Annotated in this window: 16 protein-coding genes and 6 pseudogenes; 13 read left to right on the top strand and 9 right to left on the bottom strand. The window is 63.4% G+C overall.

Going from position 1 to position 13,533, the window contains the following annotated elements:
• Nucleotides 1–13 precede the first annotated feature (13 nt).
• Nucleotides 14–802, top strand: a complete 789-nt coding sequence (locus PE067_RS06005) for an enoyl-ACP reductase (protein WP_276188274.1) — start codon at nucleotides 14–16, stop codon at nucleotides 800–802.
• 8 nt (nucleotides 803–810) lie between these two features.
• On the top strand, nucleotides 811–1,632 hold the full coding sequence (locus PE067_RS06010; RefSeq protein WP_276188313.1) for an alpha/beta hydrolase: 822 nt from the start codon (nucleotides 811–813) through the stop codon (nucleotides 1,630–1,632).
• 75 nt (nucleotides 1,633–1,707) lie between these two features.
• Here PE067_RS06010 and PE067_RS06015 read toward each other — a convergent pair whose 3' ends face one another.
• The 5 genes and pseudogenes from PE067_RS06015 to PE067_RS06035 all read right to left on the bottom strand — a co-directional run bounded on the left by PE067_RS06015 (nucleotide 1,708) and on the right by PE067_RS06035 (nucleotide 4,190).
• Entirely contained in the window at nucleotides 1,708–1,929 is a 222-nt protein-coding gene (locus tag PE067_RS06015) for a LysR substrate-binding domain-containing protein (RefSeq protein WP_276188275.1), read from the bottom strand.
• A gap of 82 nt (nucleotides 1,930–2,011) precedes the next feature.
• On the bottom strand, nucleotides 2,012–2,380 hold the full coding sequence (locus tag PE067_RS06020) for a LysR substrate-binding domain-containing protein (RefSeq protein ID WP_276188276.1): 369 nt from the start codon (nucleotides 2,378–2,380) through the stop codon (nucleotides 2,012–2,014).
• The gene (locus tag PE067_RS06025; protein WP_276188277.1) at nucleotides 2,332–2,610 is read right to left on the bottom strand and encodes a LysR family transcriptional regulator; all 279 of its coding nucleotides are present in this window, start codon (nucleotides 2,608–2,610) and stop codon (nucleotides 2,332–2,334) included. Before PE067_RS06025 ends, PE067_RS06020 begins: the two co-directional genes overlap by 49 nt.
• A gap of 127 nt (nucleotides 2,611–2,737) precedes the next feature.
• Nucleotides 2,738–2,929 (bottom strand): hypothetical protein, encoded by a 192-nt coding sequence (locus tag PE067_RS06030; RefSeq protein WP_276188278.1) that lies wholly within the window; start codon nucleotides 2,927–2,929, stop codon nucleotides 2,738–2,740.
• Nucleotides 2,930–2,989: 60 nt separating this feature from the next.
• Nucleotides 2,990–4,190: pseudogene (locus PE067_RS06035) on the bottom strand (pyridoxal phosphate-dependent aminotransferase).
• Nucleotides 4,191–4,296: 106 nt separating this feature from the next.
• Between PE067_RS06035 and PE067_RS06040 the strand changes: the two are divergent.
• A pseudogene (locus PE067_RS06040) lies at nucleotides 4,297–4,537 on the top strand (succinate dehydrogenase assembly factor 2).
• A gap of 100 nt (nucleotides 4,538–4,637) precedes the next feature.
• Nucleotides 4,638–5,144, top strand: a complete 507-nt coding sequence (locus tag PE067_RS06045) for a winged helix DNA-binding protein (protein WP_276188279.1) — start codon at nucleotides 4,638–4,640, stop codon at nucleotides 5,142–5,144.
• Between the two features lie 48 nt (nucleotides 5,145–5,192).
• Here PE067_RS06045 and PE067_RS06050 read toward each other — a convergent pair whose 3' ends face one another.
• A complete protein-coding gene (locus PE067_RS06050) occupies nucleotides 5,193–5,624 on the bottom strand; it encodes a VOC family protein (protein WP_276188280.1) in 432 nt (143 codons plus the stop codon).
• A gap of 133 nt (nucleotides 5,625–5,757) precedes the next feature.
• On the opposite strand from PE067_RS06050, the pseudogene thyX reads away from it, so the two are divergent.
• A pseudogene (thyX, locus tag PE067_RS06055) lies at nucleotides 5,758–6,667 on the top strand (FAD-dependent thymidylate synthase).
• Nucleotides 6,668–6,871: 204 nt separating this feature from the next.
• On the opposite strand, the pseudogene PE067_RS06060 reads toward thyX, so the two are convergent.
• Nucleotides 6,872–7,655 (bottom strand): annotated as a pseudogene (locus PE067_RS06060) (3-hydroxybutyrate dehydrogenase).
• Between the two features lie 451 nt (nucleotides 7,656–8,106).
• Between PE067_RS06060 and PE067_RS06065 the strand changes: the two are divergent.
• The 6 genes from PE067_RS06065 (at nucleotide 8,107) to PE067_RS06090 (ending at nucleotide 11,517) form a co-directional block, all read left to right on the top strand.
• A complete protein-coding gene (locus tag PE067_RS06065) occupies nucleotides 8,107–8,355 on the top strand; it encodes a hypothetical protein (protein ID WP_276188281.1) in 249 nt (82 codons plus the stop codon).
• Nucleotides 8,356–8,449: 94 nt separating this feature from the next.
• Nucleotides 8,450–9,211 carry an ABC transporter substrate-binding protein gene (locus tag PE067_RS06070; RefSeq protein ID WP_276188282.1) on the top strand — a complete coding sequence of 254 codons (762 nt, stop codon included), beginning with the start codon at nucleotides 8,450–8,452 and terminating at the stop codon, nucleotides 9,209–9,211.
• Nucleotides 9,193–9,756 (top strand): hypothetical protein, encoded by a 564-nt coding sequence (locus tag PE067_RS06075; RefSeq protein WP_276188283.1) that lies wholly within the window; start codon nucleotides 9,193–9,195, stop codon nucleotides 9,754–9,756. The genes PE067_RS06070 and PE067_RS06075 overlap by 19 nt, the downstream gene beginning before the upstream one ends.
• 391 nt (nucleotides 9,757–10,147) lie before the next feature.
• Nucleotides 10,148–10,270 carry a hypothetical protein gene (locus PE067_RS06080; RefSeq protein ID WP_276188284.1) on the top strand — a complete coding sequence of 41 codons (123 nt, stop codon included), beginning with the start codon at nucleotides 10,148–10,150 and terminating at the stop codon, nucleotides 10,268–10,270.
• Between the two features lie 255 nt (nucleotides 10,271–10,525).
• Nucleotides 10,526–10,834 (top strand): alcohol dehydrogenase catalytic domain-containing protein, encoded by a 309-nt coding sequence (locus PE067_RS06085; protein WP_276188314.1) that lies wholly within the window; start codon nucleotides 10,526–10,528, stop codon nucleotides 10,832–10,834.
• Nucleotides 10,835–10,851: 17 nt separating this feature from the next.
• Nucleotides 10,852–11,517, top strand: coding sequence for a hypothetical protein (locus PE067_RS06090; protein WP_276188317.1), 666 nt, complete (start codon nucleotides 10,852–10,854; stop codon nucleotides 11,515–11,517).
• A gap of 33 nt (nucleotides 11,518–11,550) precedes the next feature.
• Here PE067_RS06090 and PE067_RS06095 read toward each other — a convergent pair.
• Nucleotides 11,551–12,309 (bottom strand): annotated as a pseudogene (locus PE067_RS06095) (exodeoxyribonuclease III); the annotation flags it as partial.
• Nucleotides 12,310–12,346: 37 nt separating this feature from the next.
• On the opposite strand from PE067_RS06095, the gene PE067_RS06100 reads away from it, so the two are divergent.
• Together PE067_RS06100 and PE067_RS06105 are read left to right on the top strand one after the other, a co-directional pair.
• Entirely contained in the window at nucleotides 12,347–12,658 is a 312-nt protein-coding gene (locus PE067_RS06100; protein ID WP_276188285.1) for a glyoxalase superfamily protein, read from the top strand.
• Nucleotides 12,616–12,717 (top strand): glyoxalase superfamily protein, encoded by a 102-nt coding sequence (locus tag PE067_RS06105; RefSeq protein WP_276188286.1) that lies wholly within the window; start codon nucleotides 12,616–12,618, stop codon nucleotides 12,715–12,717. The genes PE067_RS06100 and PE067_RS06105 overlap by 43 nt, the downstream gene beginning before the upstream one ends.
• Before the next feature lie 15 nt (nucleotides 12,718–12,732).
• On the opposite strand, the pseudogene PE067_RS06110 reads toward PE067_RS06105, so the two are convergent.
• Nucleotides 12,733–13,485 (bottom strand): annotated as a pseudogene (locus PE067_RS06110) (pirin family protein); the annotation flags it as partial.
• Nucleotides 13,486–13,533 lie beyond the last annotated feature (48 nt).

Below are 13,533 nucleotides of genomic sequence, written 5' to 3' on the forward strand. Positions count from 1 at the left end.
AAAAGGTTAAGTCATGACCGAATTGCTCAAGGGAAAACGCGGGCTTGTCATGGGCGTCGCGAATGAGCGCTCGATTGCCTGGGGCATCGCCAGCGCGCTGGCGGCCCAGGGGGCCGAGCTTGCCTTTTCCTATCAGGGTGAGGCCTTTGGCAAACGGGTCGAGCCGCTGGCCCGGTCGGTCGGTTCGGAGTTTCTTCTGGACATGGACGTGACCGATGACGAATCGCTGGATCGCGGCTTTGCCGAGATCCAGAAGCGGTGGGGCGGGCTGGACATCATCGTCCATGCCATCGCCTTTTCCGACAAGAATGAGCTGACCGGCCGCATCATCAACACCAGCCGCGACAATTTTAAGAATTCCTTGACGATTTCCTGCTATTCGCTGATCGATGTCGCCCGCCGGGCGCAGCCTCTGATGACGAATGGCGGCTCGATCATCACGCTGACCTATGCGGGCTCGAATCGGGTGACGCCGTATTACAACGTGATGGGGGTGGCCAAGGCTGCATTGGAATCCAGCGTCAGATATCTGGCGAACGATCTTGGCCCGGACGGGATCTGCGTCAATGCGATCAGCCCCGGCCCGATGAAAACGCTTGCCGGGGCGGCGATCGGCGGCGCGCGGAAAACATATCGCCACACCGAAGCCAATGCCCCCCTGCGCGCCAATGCCACGCTGGAGGCGATTGGCGGCACGGCGGTCTGGCTGACCTCGGACTGGGGCGCCTGCACCACGGGCGAGGTCGTGCTGGTCGATGGCGGTTACCACGTTCTGGGCATGCCGCAATCGGAGAATCTGTGATGCCGGATCTGCTGCAGTTCACCGCAGCAGATGGCGCCCGGCTTGCCTATCGCGACGAAGGCCGGGGTTTGCCGGTTCTGGCTTTGGCCGGGCTGACGCGGAACGGGTCCGATTTCGATTATCTGGCGCCGCATCTGCGGGATGTGCGCCTGATCCGGCCCGATTATCGCGGTCGTGGCGGCTCGGACTGGACGGGGCCCGCCACCTATACCGTCCCGCAGGAAGCCGCCGATGCCATCGCCCTGCTGGATCATCTGGGGATCGAAAAGGCCGCCATTCTGGGCACCCCGCGCGGCGGGCTGATCGGGATGTTTCTGGCGGCAACGTCGCGCGACCGGATGCTGGGATTGTGCCTGAACGATATCGGCCCGGTCATTGAAAAGCCCGGACTTGACCGCATCAAGGATTACATCGGCCGCAACCCCGCCGCGCGCAACCATGAGGAACTGGCCGCCAAGCTGCCGGGTGTCATGCCCGGCTTCGCGAATGTGCCGCATGAACGCTGGCTGCAAGAGGCGCGGCACCACTATATCGCCCAACCGGACGGGTCGCTGCAGATCAACTACGATCCCGCGCTGAGAGAGGCCTTTCTTGCGGCTTTCGACGGGCCGCTGCCTGATGGCTGGCCCTTGCTCGATCTGGCCGCACTGCCGCTGGCCCTGATCCGCGGGGCGAATTCCGACCTTTTGTCGGCAGCGACAGCCAGGGAAATGCACCGCCGCCGGCCCGACATGATCCTGGCCGAAGTGCCGGATCGCGCCCATATTCCTTTTCTGGACGAAACCGAATCCCTGTCCGCAATCAATGCCTGGCTGCAACTGCTGCGCTGAAACCCCGCCCCGCAGGGCATGCGGATCCGGCCAGCTACCGCGAAACGCCTGGCGCGGCAACGCACCGCCATCCGGTCACATATTGATCGCAGCCTGTTGATTGTCCTTTGCAATCTCATCCAGAAGAAAGGCGCGGAACTTATGGATGGCAGGCCGGTTCCTGCGCCCCGGGGGATAGACCAGCCAATAGGACGCGCCATTGCCGCTGACCTGAGCGAAGGGCTGGACCAGATCCTGGCTGGCCAGTTCATAGCGGAAAAAGCGCGGGGTCAGCAGCGCCACTCCCCGCCCGGCCATCGCCACCCGCGCCTCGTGCAACCGGGTGCCCAGAACCAGCCGGGGAACCGCCGGCGCATCGGAAAATCGACCCCCGCCGATTTCATCCGATGATCGACCAGGCGCGGTTCGTCGGATCGATGCGCGGCAGGCGCAGCAGGTCGGCAGGTTCGCGCACGCCCGCGCGTTCGATCAGCGCCGGCGACAGCATGGGCGAGAAATTGAAATCCATCAGCCAGACCGTTTCCAGCCCCGGCCACTCGCCCCGGCCGTAACGGATCGCGACATCGATATCCTCGCGCGAGAAATCGACGCTGCGGTCGGTGGTTTCCAGACGCACGGTCAGTTCGGGATGCTGCATCTGGAACAGGTCCAGCCGCGGCGCCAGCCAGTTCCCTGCCAGACTGACCAGCGATGAAATCGTCAGCACGCTTTGCCGCATCTCGACCTGATCAGCCGCGTCGCGCAGCATGTCGAAGGCCGCCGAGGTCGGCGCGGCAAGCTGTGCGCCCAGATCGGTCGACTCGATGCGGCGCGGCCTGCGCAGGAACAGCGGGCCGCCAGCGCCGCTTCTTCCAGAATGCGGATCTGATAGCTGACCCCGGCCTGCGTCATCGCCAGTTCCTCGGCGGCGCGGGTAAAGCTGAGATGACGCGCGACGGCCTCAAAGACCCGGATCGCGGCAAGCGGCGGCATGGACATAAGCGGGCCTTGCGGAAGCTTACCGAGCTTTGGTTGGTCCCGGTCGCGAAAAGCTAGCATCTTCACGGTATCAAGCAACGGGCAATGCGCCCTTCTGGAGACCGTCATGGAAAGGATCAACCGCAAATCACCGCTGGCGACACCGGCATTCATCGACATGTTCATGGGTGCGTTTCGCGACTGGAATGAGGAAAGGATCCACCTCGCCTCGCTGCGTGCGGTGCCTGAACATCTGCGCCGCGATGTCGGGCTGGATGGCGGCGTGCGCCTGTCGCAGGAACAGCGCGGCCACGGGCGCAGCCTCGACCACGGCAATCAACAGCAGCCTGATCCGCCATTTCTGGTAGGCCGGGGCGTCTGGACGCCCTCGACAATCAATTCAGCGCAGGGATCTGCAGAAACCACGAATGCGCGCGACGGCATCGGCCAGAACCTCGTCCGAGGTCGCATAGGAAATGCGGAAATGCGGCGACAGGCCGAAGGCCGCGCCAAAGACCACAGCGACCCCGGTTTCATTCAGCAATTCGGTCGCGAAAATCTCGTCATTTTCGATGGTTATGCCATTCGCCGTCGCCTTGCCGATCAGGTCGCGGATCGAGGGTAGACGTAAACGCCCTTCGGGCTTCGGGCAGATGATGCCGGGACAGGTGTTCAGGCCCGCAACCACCAGATCACGACGGCGCTGGAACGCCAGACGGCTGGTCGCGATGTAATCCTGCTGCCCGGTCAGCGCGGCCAGCGCTGCATATTGGCTGATCGAACAGGGATTCGAGGTCGATTGCGACTGCAGCTTGCCCATCGCCTTGATCAGCGCCTCGGGCGCGGCGCCATAACCGATCTGCCAGCCGGTCATCGCATAGGCCTTGCTGACGCCATTCATGGTCAGCGTGCGCGATTTCAGCGCCGGTTCGACCTGCGCGATGGTGGCAAAGCGGAAATCGTCAAAGACCAGATGTTCGTAAATGTCATCGGCCAGCACCCAGACATCGGGGTGACGCAGCAAGACATCCGCCAACCCGCGCAGGTGATCCGCGCCGTAACCCGCCCCCGTCGGGTTAGAGGGCGAATTCAGAATCACCCATTTGGTTCTCGGCGTGATCGCCTGTTCCAGCTGTTCGGGCGTGATGCGATAGCCATTGTCCATCCCGGCCTCGATGACGACCGGCGTGCCGCCCGCCAGCAGGACCATATCGGGATAGCTGACCCAATAGGGCGCCGGAATGATGACCTCATCGCCCGGATTCAGCGTCGCCATCAGGGCGTTATACAGGATCTGCTTGCCGCCTGTGCCGACCGTCACCTCGGCCGGGGTATAGTCCAGACCGTTTTCGCGGCGGAATTTGTCGCAGATCGCGCGCTTGAGCTCGGGGATGCCATCGACCGCCGTATAGCGGGTATGGCCCGCGTCAATCGCGGCCTTGACGCGGCCTCGCGGATGTTCGGGCGTGTCGTGAATCCGGCTCTCCGGCGGACAGGCTGATGATGTCGCGGCCCTCGGCGGCCAGTTCGCGGGCGCGATCTGTGATCGCGATCGTGGCAGAGGGTTTGACGCGGGCGAGGGTCTGGGACAGAAAGCTCATCTGACAATCCTGCGATGGGTGCGCCTGCTTCTTAGGCGCGTCGATGCGGACAGGCAACCGGAGCAAGCTATTCGTGAACGACGAGGCAAGACTGAAGCGCATGCGGATGCGCAGCTGGCGGCGCGGGACCAAGGAAATGGACCTCGATCCTGGGCCCCTTCGCGGATCGCGAACTGACCGGGCTGAGCGATGCGGAACTGCAGGTTTACGAGGCGGTCCTGCTGGAAAACGATCAGGATTCGTATCCCTGGATCACCGCCAGGATGCGGGGCGAAACGGCGGGGCCCGCGGCGCTGTCGGCGATGCTGGACCGGATCGCGGGATTTGCCGCAAAAAGGTTTGGTTAACCAAGACCTCATTCAGATCCCGAAAATCTGTATCGCATTAAGAGAAGATTGGGAAAATTGCGCAACCATGGCAGCAGATTGACCATGCACGGAATTGCCCATGTCCCGCCCTGCCCCTGCGTTGCGACCAAACTCTGCGCCGGCACCTGACCGAACCAGCACCTATCTGGAAAGCCTGCAAATCCTTGAACGGATGCATCGCCTGCTGCTGGACCTGATCAAGGACGAATTCGAAAGGCTGGGCCGCGACGACCTGACCCCGGTTCAGGCGCTGATCCTGTATAATCTCGGCTCGTCCGAGGTATCGGCAGGGGAACTGCGGTCACGCGGGATCTATCAGGGCTCGAACGTGTCCTATAACCTCAAGAAACTGGTCCAGATGGGCTATGTCAGCCACGAACGCAGCGAGGCCGACCGCCGGTCGATCCGCGTCCGCCTGACCGAAACCGGCCAGCAGGTCCGCGACATCGTCGCCGAACTGTTCGCGCGCCATGCCGACGGGCTGGAAATGTCGGGGGTTCTGGACGATCCGCCGCTGGAACAAGTGAACCTGCAATGGCGCCGGATCGAACGTTTCTGGACCGAACAGATCCGCTACATCTATTAGGCCGCCCTTCTCGGAGGCGGCCCCTGTCGCAGGTCGGTCGCGCGCGGACTACCAGTGCCCGGTGTTTTCCATGCTGGCCCGCGGCTCTTGCGGGGGCAGCGATCTGCCCTCTTGCAAAAAAGCTCGATGCGAGACATTGTCCGGGCTGCGGACAAAGGCCATATGCCCGTCACGTGGCGGGCGGTTGATCGTCACCCCGGCGTCCATCAGCTTCTGGCACATCGCGTAAATATCGCTGACGCGATAGGCCAGATGGCCGAAATGCCGGCTGTCCGAAGGCAGCCCGTCGTCGCCGTCCCAGTTCCAGGTCAGTTCGACCGGACATTCCGGCTGTTCGGGCGGCGCCATGAAGACCAGGGTGAAGCGGCCCTTGTCGTTCTCGATGCGCCGGGTCTCCTCGAGCCCGAGCAGGCGGAAGAATGCCATCGTCTTGTCGAGGTCGAGCACGCGCACCATGGTGTGCAGATAACGGATCTTCATCGGCTTTCCTTTCCTTTGCGGCCGTCAGACTGGCATTGCCGCGGCATAACGGCAACCGGCGGCGCCGGGTTTCCTCGTTGATCGCGGCGCGGACATGCGCGACAAGACGGCAGCAGAAGGAAGGATTCCCGACATGCCGCTGACCCCCGAACAACAGGCCGAGATCGACGAGCTGCGCGCGCACCCCGCGCCCCACCCTGCGCGCCGTGGCCGAGGGGATGGAGCGGCATCTCTACCAGGCGCATCCGGTGCTGGACCACGGGCTGGTGCGGGTCATCGACTATATGGGCGACGACAGCGCCATCACCCAGGCGGCGCGGGTCAGCTATGGCCGCGGCACCAAGTCGGTCTCGAACGACGAAGGGCTGATCCGCTATCTGATGCGGCACTGGCACTCGACCCCCTTCGAGATGTGCGAGGTCAAGTTCCACGTCAAGCTGCCGGTCTTCGTCGCCCGGCAATGGATCCGCCACCGCACCGCCAACGTGAACGAATATTCGGCGCGCTATTCGATCCTCGACCGCGAATTCTACATCCCGGCCCCGGAACAGCTGGCCGCGCAATCGACCGTGAACAACCAGGGCCGCGGCGAGGTGCTGCAGGGCGACGAGGCCGCGCGCGTCCTGGACCTGCTGCGCGAGGATGCGATGCGCAGCTATGACCATTACGAGGCGATGCTGAGCCAGGACGGCCAGCAGGGTCTTGCGCGCGAGCTGGCGCGGATGAACCTGCCGGCCAATGTCTATACGCAATGGTATTGGAAGGTGGACCTGCACAACCTGTTCCACTTCCTGCGCCTGCGCGCCGACGCCCATGCGCAATACGAGATCCGCGCCTATGCCGAGGCGATGTGCGGCATCGTCCGCGACTGGGTGCCGCTTGGCCTATTCCGCATTCGAGGATTACCGCCTGGGCGGCAGTGCAGCTTTCCGCGAAAGGCGTCGAGACTCCTGAGACGCCGCCTGGCCGGCGAGACCGTCACGGCCGAGAAATCGGGCATGAGCAAAGGCGAATGGCGCGAGTTCGAGGCTGTCTGGGGCTGACCCCCGCTACGCCGTCGGGCCCCATCATCGCCAGAAAACCCGCGCGGTAAAACCCCGCGCGGTGCTTTCATCCCCATTGGCCGAAAACGTCGCCCCGGCGGAATAGTGACCATCGGAAAGACAATGACCGATGCGCTGTTCCGGGGCGGTCCGTCCCATCTGGCCTGCCCCCCGCCCCGGCTTTCTTCATCATTCAAATACCCATCACAACGCCGTCCAGCCGCCATCCACCGAAATCGTGGTCCCGGTGATCTGATCGGCATATTTCGAACACAGGAACACCGCCGTCCCGCCCATTTCCTCGACCGTGGCGAACGTGCCCGAGGGCTGGCGCTGCAGCATGACCTTGGCGATCACGTCCTCGCGGCTCATGCCATGGGTCTTCATCTGGTCGGGGATCTGCTTTTCGACGATGGGCGTCAGCACATAGCCGGGGCAGATCGCGTTGCAGGTGATCGGCTCTTTCGCGGTTTCCAGCGCCGTCACCTTGGTCAGGCCGACGATGCCGTGCTTGGCCGCGACATAGGCCGATTTGAACTCCGACGCCGTCAGCCCGTGGGCCGAGGCGATGTTGATGACCCGGCCCCACCCGGCCCTGCGCATCATCGGCAGCGCAACGGCGGTGGTGTGAAAGGCCGAATTCAGATTGATCGCGATGATCGCATTCCACTTGTCGACCGGGAACTGGTCGATGGGCGCGACATGCTGGATGCCCGCGTTGTTGACCAGGATATCGCAGCGTCCAGCCTGCTCGATCAGCGCCGGCACTGCGTCGCCATTCGGACATATCGGCCTGGATATAGCGCACCGTGACGCCATGTTCATCGGCAATGGACTGGGCCAGCGCATGATCCTCGGGCGCATCGGTAAAGCTGTTGATGACCAGATCCGCCCCCGCGCGCGCCAGCTCATGCGCGATGCCCAGGCCGATGCCGGAATTCGACCCGGTGACGACTGCGGTCTTACCCTTCAGGAATGTCTCGAACATGACCAACCTCGTGTCTGTTTGCGTCCGCAGCATAGAGCGCAGATACGGCGGATACACGACAAAAAAACGCCCGCACAAGGCGGGCGTCAAGTCATGAGGCAGGTTTCATACAGGCAAGAAACCTATCGAGCAGTGCCTTATCTATATGCTTTTTCCCTGATGAGTCCAAGGAGGAAGTTTGCCACGCGGTTAACCACGGGTTACCGTGCGGGCCCAAACAGACAGAACATAAAAATCCGGGCACCTCGGGCATGCGATTCTTCAAATATCTTAACGATTCCGCGATTCGGCGGGGTTTTGCGGCATTTTTCTGTGTTGCATTCATGCCGCTGGCAAGCCCTGCCGAACCCGTCCATGCCCTTGCAATGTATGGAGAACCTGCCCTGCCTGAAGGGTTTTCCCACCTGCCCTATGCCAATCCCGACGCCCCCTAAAGGCGGCACGATCTGCCTTGCCGAACTCCGGCACCTTCGATTCGCTGAAGCCCTGGGTGCTGAAAGGCAATCCGGCATGGCCGCTGCTGTTCCAGCCCGGTCTGGTTGCCGAAACGATGATGTATCGGTCGCTGGACGAACCCTTCACGCTCTATGGCCTGCTGGCCGAAAGCGTGGAAACCCCGCCCGACCGGTCCTGCGATCGAATCACCCTGCGCCCGAGGCACGCTTTTCCAACGGCGCCCCGGTCACCATCGCGGACGTGATCTGGTCCTATGAGACCTGAGGACGCAGGGCCACCCCCGCTATCACGGCGTCTGGTCCCGCGTCGCATCGGTCGAACAGACCGGCCCGCGTTCGGTGCGCTTCACCTTCTCCGAAGACGACCGGGAACTGGCGATGCTGATGGGGCTGCGGCCGATCCTGCAAAAAGCCCAGTGGCAGGGCAAGGATTTCAGCGAATCGGGGCTGGAAATTCCCATCGGTTCCGGCCCCTATGTCATCACCCGCGTCGATGCCGGGCGCCGGCTGGTCCTGCGCCGCAACCCCGATTACTGGGGCCGCGACCTGCCGTCGGCGCAGGGGATGCATAACTTCGACGAGATCCGCTTTGACTGGTTCGGCGACGCCAATGCCATGTTCGAAGCCTTCAAGGCAGGCGAGATCGACGTCTGGCGCGAGCTGGTCGCCGCCAAATGGAAACGCGATTTCGACTTTCCGGCGATGCGCGACGGGCGCGTGGTCAAGGCCGAGATACCCAACCGGCGCCCCTCGGGGATCATGGGGCTGGTGATGAACACCCGCAATCCGCTGTTTCAGGACTGGCGCGTGCGGCAGGCGATGATCGAGGCGTTCAATTTCCAGTTCACCAACGCCACGCTGAGCGGGGGCGATGATCCGCGCATCACCAGCTACTTCTCGAACTCGGAACTGGCGATGGATCACGGCCTGGCTCCAGGGCCGCGGACCATACTGGCGCTTTCGCGGGTGACCTGCTGCCCGGCACGATCGAAGGCTACAGCCTGCCCCCAGGCGGCGCCGCGGCTGCTGGATCGCCCCGGCATCACCGCCGCCCTGCGCCTGCTGGCGGATGCGGCTGGACCGTGCATGACGACGGGGTGATGCGCGATGCGCAGGGCCGCGCGCTGAGCTTTGAGATCCTGCTGAACCAGTCGGGCAGTTCGATGCGGACGGCGGCCGAGATGCGACAGGTGGTCGATATCTTCTCCGCCTCGCTGCGCAATCTTGGCATCACGCCGACGGTGACCGTGCTGGATCCGGCGCAGTTCATCCAGCGCACCAACAATTACCAGTTCGACATGACCTGGTATGAACGCGCCCGCTCGCTGTCGCCGGGCAATGAACAAATGCTGTATTGGGGTCACCAGGCATCACCGCAGCCCGGCACGCGCAACTGGATGGGCATGAACTCCCCCAGCCGAGGCGATGGTGGGCAAGATCACCGGTGGGCCACCACGCGCGAGGATTACCTGGCGGCGACCCGCGCGCTGGACCGGATCCTGACGGCCGGGCAGATACGTCATCCCGGTCAGCTACCACGCGCGGATTTCGCGCTTGGCCCGCTCTGCGCCGATCTGGATTATCCTGAATACATACCGCTTTACGGCGATTGGCCGGGTTTTCATGCCGGAAACCTGGTGGCTTGAAGAAGTAAAATGACCAGAAGCTGATTATCGCAACCCTTCTGACCACGCTCGCTCTGGCGGGCTGCAGCACTGTCGCAGGGGTGGGCGAAGACATCACCGGCGCCTCGCGCATCGTGCAGGGCGCCACCGGCGGAGGAGGCGGATACTGATGAAAATGGCAGCAGATCCAAGACAATTGGCCGGCCTTCATCGAGGTCATCACCGAGCGCTGGCCCGAAGCCGACGAGGATGAGCTGGAGGGATCGAGGGCGACCAGCAGCGATTCATCGCCTATATCGCCCGGGTCACCGAACAGGAAACAGCCGAAGGCCCGCGACGGAGATCACGCGAATGGCTGGCCGGAGAGATTCCCTCGGATGTCGTCATGGATCCCGGCCATGACAACAGGTCAATGCTTCTATCGTCCAAGTTCGTTCCCGAGGGTGAAGACGTCTATGATGACGACAAGCGTTTCGGCGATGATGACGAATATCCGGACGATGGCGACCTGCCCGACGACGAGGGGGCGGAATAGCCCCTCGGCAACCTGCCATGGCGACTGCGCCTGATTGACAGGGTCAAGGCGCCCGCCGTCCGATTGCCGTCATGAACAGTTCCGGATTTCAACCATGAAAGGATCCGTCCGTGAAAGCAGCCAGATGGCACAAGGCCCGGGATATCCGCGTCGAGGACGTCGACATTCCCGAACCCGGCCCCGGACAGGTTCGGATCAAAGGTCAAATGGACGGGCATCTGCGGCAGCGACCTTCATGAATATGTCGCGGGGCCGATCTTCATCCCGGTCACCGCGCCCCATCCGGTCAGCCAGGACATCGCCCCGATCGTCATGGGACACGAGTTTTCCGGCCAGATCGACAAGGTCGGCCCGGGCGTGACGCGGCTGGCGCCCGGCGATCCGGTGGTGGTCGAGGCGATCCTGTCCTGCGCTTGCACTGCGACGCTATGCCCTGCGCGGGAAGTACAGCCGCCGTGCGGCGGCGCTGGGCTTTCATGGATTGTCCCGGGCGGCGGCGGCGGGTTTCGGCCTATACCGTCGTACGGGCGAGCGTTGGGCCGCACAAGATGCCCGAAGGGCTGACCTATGAACAGGGCGCATTGGTCGAACCGGCGGCGGTCGCGCTGCATGCGGTGCGGATTTCCAGGCTCAAGGCGGGCGATACGGCGGCGGTCGCTGGTGCCGGGCCCATCGGCCTTCTGCTGATCGAATCGCTGCGCATCGCCGGGGCATCGGCCATCCACGTCGTCGAACCCTCGGCCGAGCGCCGGGCCAAGGCGCTGGAGACTGGGCGCGGCCAGCGCCATCGACCCCGCCGGCCGAGGACGCGGTGGCCACGTGCCGCAGCACTGGCGCCGGGCGGCGTCAATGCCTGCGCCTTCGAGGTGACGGGCGTGCCCTGCCGTGCTGCAGCAACGTCATCGACGCCACGCGCTACAGGGCGAGACGACGTCATCGATACTCGATCTGGAGGATCGCCAGGCGCCGTTTCAGCCCAATACCGTCGTGCTCAAGGAACGCCGGTTGCAGGGCACCATCGCCTACCGCGATGTCTTTCCTGCGTCATGGATCTGATGGTCGAGGAGCTGGTGTGCGCGCCGAACCGGCCGGTGACCAAGCGCATCGCGCTGGATGACATCGTCGATCAGGGCTTCGAGACGCTGGTCAACGAAAAGACCCAGATCAAGATCCTGGTCAATCACCGGACTGACCGGCCTCTTGTAGCCCACAGGTTCGCGCCCTCCGGCGCGGGACCTGCAACCTGACGATGGCGGCGGCTCAGGCCGCCAGATCGACGCCCAGACCGGGACGTGGTCGCCGGCTTGTCGGCGGCGCGCTGGTCGCGGTCGATGCCGCAATCGACCATCAGATCGGCCGCCTGCGGGCTAAGCAGCAGGTGGTCGATGCGGATGCCGTTGTTCTTTTCCCAGGCCCCGGCCTGATAGTCCCAGAAGGTGAACGGGCCTTGTGCCGCGTTCAGGTTGTGCAGCCGGATCGCCTCGGTCCAGCCGTCATATTCGATACGGCGCAGGGCCGCGCGGCTTTCAGGCTGAAACAGCGCGTCATCCAGCCATTTTTCGGGGAAAGCCGCATCGCGCGGCTGCGGATGACGTTGCTAATCGCCCAGCATCACCACCGGCATTTCAGCTGGCCAGCGCGCCTGCCACGGGCGCCGCAGCCGCTGCATCCATGCCAGTTGTAATCGAATTTCGGCCCCGGCGCAGGGTTGCCGTTGGGCAGATAAAGCCCGCGATGCGCACGGCCTGATTGCCCACGACCGTCGCCTCGATCCAGCGGGCCTGTTCGTCGCCGTCATCGCCGGGCAGGCCGCGCGTCACATTCTCGAGGGCAGGCGCGACAGGATCGCGACCCCGTTGACCGCCCGCGTGGGTTCCGACATTCCAGCCAGATCGGTGAAATGGTCGCGGGAAAACCCTCGTCCACGATCTTGATTTCTGCAACACGACCGCATCGGGCTGTGCGAGGTCACGCAGCCAGTCGGTCAGTTGCGCGACACGGGCACGGACGCCGTTGATATTGAAACTCGCGATCTTCATAGTCGCGACCACATGCCGGAACAGGGGGCTTAGGCAAATGGACTTCCACCAGACCGCCGATCTATGCGCATTTTCGACGAAGGCCAAGGCGCGGGCATTCTATTGCGATTTTCTGGGGATGACGGTCGATTGGGAACACCGCTTCCATCCCGGAATGCCGCTGTATCTGCAGGTCAGCCGCGCCGGGCTGGTGCTGCATCTGTCCGAACATCACGGCGACGGCACGCCCGGCACCACGGTTTTCGTGCGCATGAACGGGATCGAGGAATTCCACGCCGAGATCAATTCGCTGCCGGCTATCTCCATATGCGCCCCGGTCTGGAAACCGTCGATTGGGGGCGCGAGATGACGGTCATCGACCCGTTCATGAACCGCATCCGCTTTTGCGAAGGTCCGCATGGGGAATAGCGGGCCCGCGCAAGATCACCGTTCGGGGATCGGGATGAATTCCCGATCATCGCCCGGCGACAGGTGAAAGGGACCATTCGACCAGTCGCCGGTCGCCCAGGCCTGTTTCGCCAGTTCGATCTTTTCCTTGGACGAGGACACGAAGTTCCACCAGACATAGCGCGGCCCGTTCAGGGTTTCGCCGCCAAGCGCCATGATCCGCGCGCCCTGCGGCCCCGCCTTGACGCTGATGCGGTCGCCGGGACGAAGACCATCATGCGGCGTTCCTGAAACGTCTCACCGGCGATCTCAACGCTGCCCTGCGTGATATACAGGCCGCGGTCCTCGTGATCGTCGGGCAAGAGGCAGGCTGGCGCCGTTTTGCGGCAGACATCGGCATAAAGGATGTCATCGCTCTGCATGGTGACGGGGCGCGTTCACTTCATGCCGATGCAAGGATCAGCGATGCCTCGGCCCGTTGTCGTTCAGAAAGGGCAGCGATTCCTTGCTGTGATGTTCGAAATCGGGGGCCATATCCTCGCGGTCTTCGGGCAGGGCAACCCAGGTCTGGATGCCGAACAGCGAATGGCGCCTGGCGCGGGTTTCAGGGCTGGTGCGTTCGGAATGGGTGACGCCGCGCCCCGCCAGCATCCAGTTGACCTCTCCCGGATAGATCATCTGATTGGTGCCCAGACTGTCACGGTGATGGAATTCGCCCTGATACAGATAGGTCACCGTGCCCAGCCCGATATGGGGGTGCGGGCGCACGTCGATGCCGCCATCGGTGAGGTGCTGTCACAGTATAGAGTCGTTCTTTAACCTTAGCAATACGTAGCC

The sequence above is a fragment of the Paracoccus sp. DMF-8 genome, from assembly GCF_029309835.1.
Classification (GTDB): Bacteria; Pseudomonadota; Alphaproteobacteria; order Rhodobacterales; family Rhodobacteraceae; genus Paracoccus.

Coding starts and splice junctions, on each gene's coding strand:
- PE067_RS06080 (WP_276188284.1), top strand. CDS start 10,148: ATGCTTCTATCGTCCAAGTTCGTTCCCGAGGGTGAAGACGTCTATGAT.
- PE067_RS06005 (WP_276188274.1), top strand. CDS start 14: ATGACCGAATTGCTCAAGGGAAAACGCGGGCTTGTCATGGGCGTCGCG.
- PE067_RS06050 (WP_276188280.1), bottom strand. CDS start 5,624: ATGAAGATCCGTTATCTGCACACCATGGTGCGCGTGCTCGACCTCGAC.
- PE067_RS06100 (WP_276188285.1), top strand. CDS start 12,347: ATGGACTTCCACCAGACCGCCGATCTATGCGCATTTTCGACGAAGGCC.
- PE067_RS06105 (WP_276188286.1), top strand. CDS start 12,616: ATGCGCCCCGGTCTGGAAACCGTCGATTGGGGGCGCGAGATGACGGTC.
- PE067_RS06025 (WP_276188277.1), bottom strand. CDS start 2,610: ATGTCCATGCCGCCGCTTGCCGCGATCCGGGTCTTTGAGGCCGTCGCG.
- PE067_RS06045 (WP_276188279.1), top strand. CDS start 4,638: ATGTCCCGCCCTGCCCCTGCGTTGCGACCAAACTCTGCGCCGGCACCT.
- PE067_RS06015 (WP_276188275.1), bottom strand. CDS start 1,929: ATGGCCGGGCGGGGAGTGGCGCTGCTGACCCCGCGCTTTTTCCGCTAT.
- PE067_RS06020 (WP_276188276.1), bottom strand. CDS start 2,380: ATGCTGCGCGACGCGGCTGATCAGGTCGAGATGCGGCAAAGCGTGCTG.